Source organism: Oleiphilus sp. HI0128, from assembly GCF_001635365.1.
Window position 1 is genome coordinate 1 of the sequence record NZ_LWGG01001273.1, and the last position, 12104, is coordinate 12104.

Here is a 12104-nt window from a genome sequence, read left to right on the forward strand (position 1 = left end):
GCCATTAGGGCCGATTAAGCCAACAAAACCTCCTTCTGATAGGGCAAAACTAATATCTTGCAGGATCACCTTATTACCACAGTGCCACGATAAAGTATTCACACTTAACAAAGGATCAGCAGTTTTATTTTCGCTATCAAGCATCAATATTTCCTAAGAACTGCCAGGCTTATTGTTCGCATTGGATTTGAGTGAAAGAGGCAAGCCTGCGACAACTAAATCGACCTGATCACAAAGGCTTGCCAAGCTTTGATGTAACAGCCCTGCTACATCACAATATTTACGACTTAAATCGCCTAAAGGCATGACTCCCATATTGGTCTCGTTGGAAACCAAAATTAATTCTACATTTGTTAGACTGACAGCCTCGACAAATCGATCAAGCTCTAACTGGACGCGTGTTTTGTCTTCAAGCATCAAAAGATTAGTGACCCATAAGGTAAGACAATCAACAACGAGCACTATATCTTCACCAGCACGTTCCTCAAGCACTTTTGCCAACTCTAGCGGCTCTTCTATCACACACCAATGATCTGGCCGGTCTGCCTTGTGACGCTCAATTCGTGCTGCCATTTCCTCATCCAGTGCTTGTGCAGTGGCAAGCAAACAAATCGACGATGCACTATTGTTTGCTATAACTAGCTCTGCTTGCTGTTCTGCATATCGGCTCTTGCCAGACTTTACCCCTCCAAGAATGAGTCTTTTCATCCGGCCTGCTCCAGTAACTCTATCAGCTTATCCATATCAATCGCTGACTCAAAAGCATTGGCTAAGCGCTCCAACTGCTTCTCACGCACTTCTTCAAGGTTGACAGTGGTATCTGATCTTAGTCCAGCCCACTCTAACAGTGCTTGCAATGCTTCCGGTGAATCAAATAGACCGTGCAAATAGGTACCCTTAACCAGGCCGTCTCTACTAGTTGCGCCATCCGTACCCGCGAGAGAAGCGCCACCCGTTGATGACCCAAAATTGACAATCATCGGGCGCGCCAAGTCATCTCCTGTGGTCACTCCCGTATGAATTTCATAGCCTTTTACAGGTGCTGAACTTTCGGCTAACTCGCCCACACAATTAAGTAATTTCTTTTCAGCCAACAAGCTAGTCGCACACGAAAGCAAAGCGAAACCTTCACTACTGCCTGGCCGACCTTCTACACCACTTTCATCAGTGATTAATTGCCCTAGCATCTGATAACCGCCACATATCCCCAACACCTTTCCGCCATACCTTAAATGACGATTTAAAATGTCTTTCCAACCATTTTGAACTAAGAAACCTAAATCAGAACGAACGGATTTGGAGCCCGGCAAAATGATCAAATCCGCAGGCGGAACCGGGTCCCCTACATTGATATAACGAAAATCAACATCAGGATGCAAACGCAAAGGGTCAAAATCTGTATGATTGCTTATACGTGGAACAACCGGCACAATTACACGAAATTTATATTCAGAACTTGGATCGAGTATCTGCTCTGGCAAAGCATCCTCTGCATCAAGGTGTAGACCATGAAGGTAAGGCAGAACACCAAGCACCGGTTTTCCCGTATACGATTCCAGCCAGTCCAAGCCAGACTGAAGCAAGGAAATATCACCTCTAAATCGGTTAATGACGAAACCTTTGATACGCGCTTGCTCAGACTCAGACAGCAATGACAAAGTACCGACCAAATGTGCAAACACACCGCCGCGATCAATATCGGCAACTAAAATAACCGGGCAATCCACTTCCTCAGCAAAACCCATGTTTGCGATATCTCTGTCGCGTAGATTAATCTCTGCCGGTGAGCCAGCACCTTCAACAATGACATGCTGAAATTCATTAGCAAGTCGCTCATGTGAACTTAGCACCGCAGCCATCGCAACCTGTTTATATTCATGGTAAGACGTCGCAGACATGTTGCCTCTGGACTTACCGTGAATAATCACCTGCGCACCGATATCTGTTTCAGGCTTCAACAAAACCGGATTCATATCCGTTGTCGGCAAAACACAAGCAGCGTGCGCCTGCAATGCCTGCGCTCGCCCTATTTCGCCACCATCAACCGTAACAGCACTGTTGAGCGCCATATTCTGAGGCTTAAAAGGCGCCACTTTATGGCCGCGCCTCACCAAACAACGACACAAAGCAGCCACTAAGGTACTTTTACCCGCATCTGAAGTGGTGCCTTGTATCATCAGTGTGGTCATATCTTAACCTTTACTCAATTAGTCGTTCACAACTATCGACGAGCTCAGCGTATCAAGGTCAATCCTCTCAATACCACCTGTGTACTCAGCAGCACGGTCACCCGAAGCATAACGCCCCACTCCTGTTATGAATAAATCTCCTGCAAAAAGGTCTATTTCAATTGGGTTCTTAACGGTTAGCTCTAAGCCATCTAGTTCACCAGTACCAATTGACACTTCTGCGTCAGTCAGTGTATCAATTGCGATTAGGTAGGCTTGAGTCGGCGCATACGAGCTATCAAGTCCCTGAGTGACAACATACAATACGTCTTCATGGATCAATGCAGCAGAAGCATTCGGGAGGCCGTCTTCATCATAATGACTGATATCAATACTATCTAATACGAAATCATCTGACGAGCTATCAGTAACGCTTGGATCGATGACAAGAATTGACCCTTCTCCCCAGCGAATAACATAGGCTTTATCATCAGATGCGAAAAGCACATCATATGGGTTACTGTTGCTTTCGCCGTCTTCATCATTCAAACCGTACTGCCAGGTTAAGGTGTTTGGGTTGTCTATATCGTACTTCGATAAGTTATTTTCACCGTACTTACCTATTCTGTAGTAGTCACTTCCATTTACTGCCACATCGATATCAGAACGATCCGTAGCTGCAAATCCTTCAGTGTGGTCAAAAGGCGCAACTGCTTCCGCAATTGAAATATCACTAGATGAATAATCAGATGCAACACCTTTAATAAATGCACAAGCATTCGCGCAATCGCCACTCAGGTTTTCTGAAAAGGTAATGCTTCCCGGGTTATTGCTTAACTGAATCGTATCAACCACTGCGTTATTACTAGTATTAAGAATCTGAATCTGAGGTGTTGCAAAGTCTCCAACACCTACCCACAACTGCCCCGATGGGCTAAGTTCCAGCGACTGTATATCGACACTCTCGAAGCCGGTAACAGGCTCCGTTACTACCGCACCCGTTGTAGGGTTAAACTGATAAAGACTACTAGAACCCCAGCTTTCGTTTCCCTGAAAGTACGCCAAAGTATCGCTAACGTAAACTGATGCGGCAATATTTCCATACAAACCAGCTGTTTCAGATTTGATACTGTTGTCACTTGAACAACCAGTAACGCCAATCGCACCTAGCGCCAATAGCCCTAAGACTAGTTTTTTACCTGCCACATTTTTTTCAATATTCATTACTTGCTCCTATTAATAGTATTTACACACTATCGATCAAAATTGATGAGCATAAGAAACAAACCACTGACGCCCGGGCCCTGGGAATCGGTTGTATTTGCTTACACGCTGACCACTAACATTCTTAATTTTAAATTCGAGTGAATCTTTTTCACTTTTAAAGCCAAGACTGGCGTTAACCTGCTTAACGTCGGGAAGTTCGGCCACACCAGCTGAATCGTAAACACCACCCGACTGCCGTACATATTCCAAGCCAACCGAACGCCCTTGGTCGGCAACCCGCATCTCAACAGTTCCGGAAAAGTCATAAACGCCCGGCAAGGACTCCCCCCTGAAGGCTCTAGAGTTAGATTTATCTTCAGTATCTTGGAAGGTGAGGTTCGAATTAATACGGACAAAATTCGATAAGTGAAGCTCATTGCTGACTTCAATACCGATCACTTGCGCTTTAGAAAGATTCTGCGGTTTGCCAATGCCTCGCGAGTTGTAAATAGTGACAATGGCATCGTTAAGATCACGATAAAACAAAGCGAGCGTACCGGATGTTCTGTTTGACTGATAACTAAGGCTAATATCGGTGTTTAGGGCTTTTTCCTCAACAAGGTCTTCATTGCCTAAAGTGAACCCGCGATCACCATACATTTCATTTAACTCGGGAAGTCTAATATTTCTGGAGATGTTGGCCCTGAATTGAACCTCAGCACTTAGCTGTGCAAGCAAACCAAGCTGGAGGTCATGATAAAACTCAGCAACCTGATCCTGCTTTATTTCATCTACGACAGAGATCCCACGAGCACTACCATTGACCAACCAAAAACCTGAATTAGACAGCCATTCATCTTGTAGCCCGACAACAGTTGTCACGCGCTGATATTGACTAGAAGTGCCTTCGATGCGTTCCTGTAGGTCGTAGCCTTCGATCTTTGCGCTTAACAGTGCGGCCCAAAGGTTCGCACCGGAAGAAAAACTAGCTTTAATATTTCCACCAAATGATTTTGATACAGTTCGGTCATCATTTCGCAATAAACCTACTTGATTTTTCTCATCCCGAAATATCGTTTCTTTATAAAGTCCATATAAACTATAGTTAAAAACAATACCGCGCCTAAGATGCTGCTCTATATTGGCTTGCATCGAAAAGAACTCTGAGTCATAGGTGGCATCATTGTCTGCAAGGTTTTGTATCTCTGGAACACCCTGCTCTTTATTAGAGTATTGCGTAGTTAAACTAAATCGATACGCCTCATTAACCTGCTCGTTAAATGATGCCAGAAGTGATGTATGTACAACATCATTGTTGTTCTTATTTTGATCATAATCGTCGGCGTAATAATCGGGCGTATCGTTTGTATTGATGACTGTATAGTCATTGTCAGCACTAAAGTGCTCAGCAGAAAAAAGATAATTAAGGGTATCCAGACTCCCTTTATACGATGCTGCAGCACGTTTGATGCCTTCTGAACCAAGACTTGAACTAAGTAAGCCACCGGCTTTTCGTGCACCACCGCTAGTCTTGATATTAATTGCCCCACCAATCCCGGCTTGCTCTAAATATATCGGGACATTACCCCGGTATATTTCTACCTGTTCAACCGCACCAAGTAAGAACTGGCTCAAGTCGACAGCCCCCTGGTAGGAGCCATTCAGCAATACACCATCCAAGTACACGTTTACTTGTTTACTAGATGAGCCGCGAACACTAACAGAACTGAAACTGCCAAAGCCTCCAAGATCTCTGACTTGAACCCCCACTTGGCGCTCAACTATATCGGCAACGCTTACGGCATCACTAGAGAAATCTTCTTTCTTGATAACGGTAACTAAACCAGTATTGCTTGAGGGGTCAACATCAGTCAGCTTGGGGCGTGAAGTTTGAACAAGTACTTCGTTATGTTTTCCTAATATTTCCTGTGCATAAGCATGATAGGAAAAAATTATAAGTACTAAATAGGCAGCAACAAGTCTAAGCACAATTCACCCAACAGCATGTGATGACGGCTTACGAAGGAAGTAAAAAATATACTGGAGAAAAATTACGCACAGCAATATTTTCAAATATCGCCCTCCGCAATACCTTAAATTAAGTTCTCAGGCCGGTCTCCGGGCTTATGAGCATCTGATCACTGTCAGTAGAACTAGCGCCTTCCCATGTATTAATTACACAGTGGCGAGAGCTAGTCCTGTTACTCAATTACCGTTGCGGGGGCAGCGTTGGACTTATTCACTGCTTTAACAAACAGCCTTCACCAACTTCCCGTTTCATTCTTAGCAAATGGACAAAGCCAAGAACACCTGTAACGTGGGCGCTAATGTAATAATGTCAGGTTTAAAAGTCAAGTATGCAAATATTTAGGGCCAGAGTAAAAACGGCTATTTTTATTCTGGCCCTAAATATTTATTGCTCTGGAATAGTAAAGTAAAAACTTGCGCCTTTGCCAACCTCAGAGTCGGCCCAGACCCTCCCTCCATGCTTTTCGACAATCCGCTTAACCGTTGATAAACCGACGCCGGTGCCATCGAAGTCACTTTTGTTATGCAATCGCTGGAAGGTCGAGAAGAGCTTACCCGCATGTGACATATCAAAACCTGCACCATTGTCCTTAACCTTAAACACGCGCTCTGTTCTTCCGAGTTCGTCATCAACCAAAGCAGAGCTAAATGCTATTTCTGCAGATTCTGTCTTGCTACTGTACTTCCAGGCATTGTTTATCAGGTTTTCAACGACTGAATGCATCATTCTGGCATCACCATTGATATTCATATCTGGCTGAATATAAATATCTACGACACGCAGGGGATAGGTATCGCGCAGATTGGCCACTACTGTGTCAGCAATTTGGCTTAAGTTTAGGTCTGTTCTTTTTACTTCTTTTCGCTGCATTCGTGACAGGTCCAGCAAACCGTTAATCAAGTCTTCCATCGACTTGGCACCGGCAACGACTTTCGCCAATATCCGTTGCGCTTCTTCATCAAGCTGCGAGGCGTAATCATCAAGTAAGATATCACTAAAGCCTTTGATCATGCGTAAGGGTGATTTTAGATCATGCGATACAGTATAACTAAATGATTCCAGTTCTTTATTTGCTGAGGCTAATTCAACATTAGCCTGGTCTAGATCACGCGTTCGCTGGGCTACTTTCTCCTCCAAACCTGCATTCAGGCCCGTCACTTCATCAAACAAACGTGCATTTTCAAGCGATATAGCAGCCTGAGTCAGTAAGACTTTTATCACACTCATGCGCTGCTCGGTAAAGACCCCTGTGCTCAAGCTATTCTCTAAGTACAGAGCGCCTATTTGAGATTTTCGGTAAACAATTGGCAAACATAATACCGACTTTGACCTTGCTTTCGATATATAAGCATCCTCTTTAAACTCGCCGTCAGCGCAAGCATTTTCTAGCCAGATTGTTTCACCTAAACGAAGTGTTAAATTGATTATGTCCTGAGGAACATTCACGGACTTTTCCAGAGGTATATGCATTAAATAGGAAGCCTGATCGTTTGGTAAATCGACTTGAGCTTCTACCTTTGGCCCCTTCAGGCTCTGTACAACCAAGACCCCAATATGTGCACCTGCATTTTCAAGAATTACTTTCATCATGCTTTCAATGAGGTTGTGTAAATCCAACTCCCCCGACAGGGTCTGCATTGACTTTATGATTGACTGAAAATCCAAAGCCTCTCCCGACCTGACTGAACTGGTCGCGGATAAGCCAGTTGAAAACTGCTGAGTCAGCGTAACATTTGACGAATTACTAAATGTGGCTGGCACTGTTTTATCACGTTTCTCACTTATAGCCAGCTCAGGATAACATGCTAATAGCCTATCAATTTTGGCTTTATTCCCCCAACTCTTGTACCAGCTATGTGCCCGTTTAATTGGAACATCGGCAAGGGATTCAAAACCAATATCTATTAAGTAGCGTCCAAAGAATTCGTTTGATAAACCGGCATATTGTCTAAAGCCGTTTTCCTCGGCTTCCTTTATGGCCTGTTTATAACGCTTTGCCGTTTGTTCAAAAGGCGCGCCATCTAAGGCAAGCTGCTCTGCTTCTACCAAAGCAATTTTATGCTCATGATTAAGAGAATATAAATCGGCTCGAAGCTGAAGAATGTGCTTGAGCTCGTTTGATACTTTCTCCAATTTTTTGAATGCTTGATGACTAGCGCCTACAAAGCCCTCTCTCTGAGCACGAATAAAGGCAAGATTACTAAGGCAATATAGGTCAACCATCATAAAATGGCTTTTGAAAAGCCCGTAACTTGCAACCGCGTCAAACAAATGCGCAACCAGTGTTTCGCAATCCGCTTCGTCCCAGAAGAAGTATTCAAAACGGCAATACATGAGAAAGGCTTTGAAAGAACTACCATTGATAATTGCTAACGAGGTCGCCTCGAAGTTTTCGTCGCCAAGCAAGTATTCGTGCTTAAGATAAGATTGCCAAGAGTTTTCAAGTATCGGCAGAAAAGGAACACGCAAAGACTTTTTCTCGACAAAGGCCTTCGCCTCCTCATACTCTGTTAGTAACTCTTCAATGGGAAAGCCCGCAACCGCTTTGATCGTTGATTTCGCAGATAAGCACACCCCTGCTCTAGCAAGCTCTCCTGTCTCAATCCCGGCTTCGAAGCCTCTCTCGTAAGCGTAATATGACTCTGTGACGTGTCCTTTTAGATGTGCAAGTGACACTCCAATTCCATTCCATGCAGAAGCGGAGTCCCTACAGTTCGGATTACTTTCCAGCCACTGCTTAGCTTTTTCACCAGCTTCATAGGCTGCCCCATACTCATCTCTTAACGCCAATAGCATGCCATAGGTAGTTAAGGTCACCAGTGTTGCATCAGTTCGACCATGCAGTGTTGCAGATATCAAACTAGCCTGAATACAAACAGAAGCGAATTCTATGCGTTGCATCAAAAAGCCAGCTAAACCGAAATTAACCAAAACATAATTAGTTAAGTGATGCGACCGATCTTTACATTCTGGCCAGTTTTCAAAATCCTTAATCGGACGCTTAGCCAGCGCATCCCTTAGTTGCGATGCTTGCTCTAACATGATGGCTTTGAGAGAACTTAGGTCATCAGGAATATCAATACCCAATATTGACAAAGCCTGCCGCCCCATTTCTAGCCCAAGTGCGTAGTCTGAGCGGCCTATGGCTTGCACAAGCAGGTAGGCAAGCAACTCCACCTTGTCTAAAGGATCAATAGCATTATCGACCAGCTGGGAGTAAAGTTGCTTAGATGCTTCAAGGTCTCCGTTTAAGTATGCAGCTTCCGCTTTGATTTTATAGAGCTTGAAGCACTTATCATAACTCTCAGCCCATGCATTATCGCCCAATAAAATTAATGCCAAGCTTGAGTATTGATCAGCAGCAAGCCACACACTTGATAGCTTGGCTTTCTCAGCAGGCAAAACATTAAGCTCGATCAGGTTTTCAATTTCCAACTGATCGGAAATAAGCGAGATGCCATGATTAAGCTGCTCCACAAGCTCAAACACCCGTTCTTCTTTTTCGTCATCACTATAAGTCTTATATAGACGCCAGCCTATACTCAGGTGAGTATCGACCCTCTCTTCCTCACCCAAAGACTCATACGCTGCTTGCAACATCCGATCATGAAGGAATTTACACGATGGGATAAAACTATGAATTGCGGTTTCATGGCTCCGCAATGAATAATACTGGCTAAGTAATTTTTGGGGTACCAATACACTTTCGCCGTACTCCCCTTGCAGTGTTTGCTGAAAGCCGCCGATTACAGCTAAAAACCAATCGCCCCCCTCCTGAACAAGCAAGCCTTCTTTTAATGCCAGCCACAAAGATTCAGCAACTTCCTCCATGGGTAAGTCACTGGCAACAGCCAATGTTTCCAAATCAAATCTGGTACCCACACATGCAGCTTTTTGGAGGAGCTTTTGGGTTTTAATCGGTAGCTCAGACATGCGTTCAAGCATGAGCTCGACAACATTATCAGTTATCGACTCTAATTTTATAGTCTCCAAATCCCAAGTCCAATAGTGCTCTGAAATATCAAACGTTACGAGACCTTTCCTATCAAGCGCTTTAAGGAACTCTATCGAGAAAAAAGGGTTGCCTCCTGTTTTTGAAACAACAAGATCTGCCAGCTCTTGAACATCGGCTTGGGTACGCTGAAAAGTATCCATAATTAGCAAACGTAACTGGCCTTTTTTCAGCGGTTTTAGTTTTATATGTTGCGCCTCAAACTTTCGAGCGGCAACTTTGTTTAACATGCTTTGAGCCGGGTGCTGGCTATCAACTTCATTATCTCGATAAGCAAGTAATATAAGAAGGCGACAACCAGGTTCACTGAGCAACTCCGGTATCAGATGCAAAGTTCCGCGGTCTGCCCATTGAATGTCATCAATAAAGATAACCCAGGGCTTATCTTCTGTAATGGTTTTAATGAAAGCCTGAAAAACTAGCACGAAACGAGCAAGCGTCTCTTGTGCACCAAGAAGCAAAGGTGCCTCGTGTTTGCCGAAAAGCAGTTCCAATTCCGGAAGGAATTCAATTAACACTCTGACGTTATTACCCAAAGCTTCACCTAAGCGTTTACGCAGTGAAAGCAGCTGATCTTCAGGTAACCTTAGTTCTTGTTTTAGCCAGTTTGTCAGAGCTGCCTTAATCGCAGAGTATGGTGTATTTTGTTGGAATTGATCGAACTTACCGCTTATAAAGACGCCATTGCTCGCTGCGATGGGTTTGTACACTTCGTGAATCAATGCTGACTTGCCGATCCCTGAGTAACCGCAAACTGTCAGTAATTGGGGCCGACCTTGTTTCGCTTTATCAAAGCTTTCAAGCAAAAGGCCAAGCTCTTCATTTCGGCCACATAAGGTCTGAGGTATGCAAAAGCGACTAGATACATCGTTAGTCGCCAGCAAAAAATCATTTACCGTGCCATCTTTAACAATTGAACGCTGACAATGCAGCAAATCATGCTTTAGACCGAATGCGCTCTGGTATCTATCTTCAGCATTTTTCATCATCATTTTATCAATAATTGATGAAATAGCTGCTGGTAAAGCTGGCCTTTTAGTCGAAGCGCTCTGCTGTTGAGTCGCCATGTGGGCATACACTATACCCAGAGCATCATCAGCTTCGAATGGTAAGTCTCCCGTCAGAAGTTTATAGAAAGTTACGCCCAGAGTGTAAATATCACTTCGGTAGTCTATAGCACGGTTCATTCGCCCTGTTTGCTCGGGAGAAATATAACTTAAAATACCTTCAAGCTTATCAGGCTCGATAATGGCTGGCTGTTCGCGCGTTAATAATGAGGCCAGACCGAAATCGATAATTTGTACTCTTCCGGTATCCGGATTCAGAACGATATTTCCGGGATGCAAGTCTTTATGAATTACTTGAGCATGGTGAATCGCATCCAAGGCATCAGCGAGTTGAATAGCAATATCAAGGAATAGAGGAACAGGCAATTGATGGGAGTCTTGACTTTCAGCATAACGTTTTAAGTCCATGCCCGAATATCTTCCATCACCATACAAGGCGATAAAGAATCATCGATCAATTCCATTGCTTTAACGATGTTCGGGTGGTCAAACATCTGAAGAACTTCGTAGCTGAAAGCCATACGGGCACGCTGACTTTCTATATCGCAATTCTCACCGCAGGCACGGAGAATGACGCCCTCGCCTGTGGCTGCATTTTGGGCGCGAAATACCCTTGTTCCAACGCTTGAGAAAAGCGTTTCACTAATCGCATAATTAGGTATTTGGAACATACAACCTCATCGCCTGCTATCTTACTTATTCTTTTAAGTATAGCAGTCAAATCAGAGTAACCAGCATTATGGATGCCATGCAATAAGCACTGGCCAAATGACGCTCAACAGTTACTTAATCTGAAAGCTTATCGGTATTTCGATATAGCTGGCGACGTTCTTACCGTTGACTTGTGCAGGCTTAAACGTCCAGGAATCTTGCACAGTTTCCCAAGCGGTATAATCCAACACACCATAGTGGCTGCTTTGAATAATTAGTAAGCTCTCGACACCACCGTTGGGGTCGACATTCACTCCAATCACAACAGTACCCTGCCAGCCCCGTTTTGCAGCAATGGGAGGATATTTGGGTTCCGGGTTATCAGCACTTCCTAAAACATAGGAAGGTTTAGGTATTAACTCTAGCGCCTCAGGTTCCGTTTCCTGTACTTCTACAGGCTTTTCATCAGGTGGCTCATCGGCTTTCGTTTCGCTTGGTGGCTGATTGGGCTCAATAGAATTATTTTGCTCAATTTTTTGCTCGCTATAAAGGGCTCTAGTAGTCTCGACGGAACTCAGTACAACATCACGTATACTCGGTTTAACGATATCCTGTGATTTTGATTTCGGTACTTCGTCGGACCTGTCACTTTTCTCTCTCTTAGTCTTTTTTTGTTCAGACTCAAGTATGCTTTCCTTACTATTTTGCTTGTGTGTTTTTGGTTTTTCTGGGAGTTCCGGCCTCTTTTGTTCCACTTCACGAGGCATTTGAGCAGATACGTTTTCAACAATCTCCTTATCAGCGGGGTCCCCCTCCTCTTGCGAGGGTCTTAAGGAAACATTAACCGAAGTTTTTCCAATCGGCGCAAAGATTTCGTTCTGTCCTTCCCAAAGACTCAGCGCAATATGTGCCAAAAATGACAGTATAATCGCACCGGCTAAGGCTTTTCTTGGCCGAGAACTTGAACCACT

General features: G+C 44.1%; 7 protein-coding genes and 1 riboswitch. All 7 genes read right to left on the bottom strand.

From position 1 onward, the window contains the following. Positions 1-153: 153 nt before the first annotated feature. Positions 154-708: a bifunctional adenosylcobinamide kinase/adenosylcobinamide-phosphate guanylyltransferase gene (cobU, locus tag A3763_RS21420; RefSeq protein WP_068513547.1), complete on the bottom strand. Its 555-nt coding sequence runs from the start codon at positions 706-708 to the stop codon at positions 154-156. Next, positions 705-2189, bottom strand: a complete 1485-nt coding sequence (locus A3763_RS21425) for a cobyric acid synthase (RefSeq protein ID WP_068515687.1) — start codon at positions 2187-2189, stop codon at positions 705-707. The genes cobU and A3763_RS21425 overlap by 4 nt, the downstream gene beginning before the upstream one ends. A gap of 18 nt (positions 2190-2207) precedes the next feature. Beyond that, entirely contained in the window at positions 2208-3392 is a 1185-nt protein-coding gene (locus A3763_RS21430; RefSeq protein WP_068515690.1) for a hypothetical protein, read from the bottom strand. A 36-nt stretch (positions 3393-3428) separates the two neighbouring features. Next, complete coding sequence (locus tag A3763_RS21435) at positions 3429-5363, bottom strand: TonB-dependent siderophore receptor (protein WP_068515693.1); 1935 nt, start codon at positions 5361-5363, stop codon at positions 3429-3431. 102 nt (positions 5364-5465) lie between these two features. Then, a riboswitch (cobalamin riboswitch) is annotated at positions 5466-5703 on the bottom strand. An 84-nt stretch (positions 5704-5787) separates the two neighbouring features. Then, positions 5788-10890, bottom strand: coding sequence for an AAA family ATPase (locus tag A3763_RS21440; RefSeq protein ID WP_068515695.1), 5103 nt, complete (start codon positions 10888-10890; stop codon positions 5788-5790). After that, entirely contained in the window at positions 10881-11153 is a 273-nt protein-coding gene (locus A3763_RS21445; protein WP_068515697.1) for a hypothetical protein, read from the bottom strand. The genes A3763_RS21440 and A3763_RS21445 overlap by 10 nt, the downstream gene beginning before the upstream one ends. 111 nt (positions 11154-11264) lie before the next feature. Beyond that, positions 11265-12104: energy transducer TonB (locus A3763_RS21450; RefSeq protein ID WP_156495237.1), on the bottom strand; the 840-nt coding region annotated here is incomplete at its 5' end.

Bases quoted from the DNA above. Each gene is read 5' to 3' on its own strand.
- A3763_RS21445 (WP_068515697.1), bottom strand. From the start codon at position 11,153: ATGTTCCAAATACCTAATTATGCGATTAGTGAAACGCTTTTCTCAAGC.
- A3763_RS21440 (WP_068515695.1), bottom strand. From the start codon at position 10,890: ATGGACTTAAAACGTTATGCTGAAAGTCAAGACTCCCATCAATTGCCT.
- cobU (WP_068513547.1), bottom strand. From the start codon at position 708: ATGAAAAGACTCATTCTTGGAGGGGTAAAGTCTGGCAAGAGCCGATAT.
- A3763_RS21425 (WP_068515687.1), bottom strand. From the start codon at position 2,189: ATGACCACACTGATGATACAAGGCACCACTTCAGATGCGGGTAAAAGT.
- A3763_RS21430 (WP_068515690.1), bottom strand. From the start codon at position 3,392: ATGAATATTGAAAAAAATGTGGCAGGTAAAAAACTAGTCTTAGGGCTA.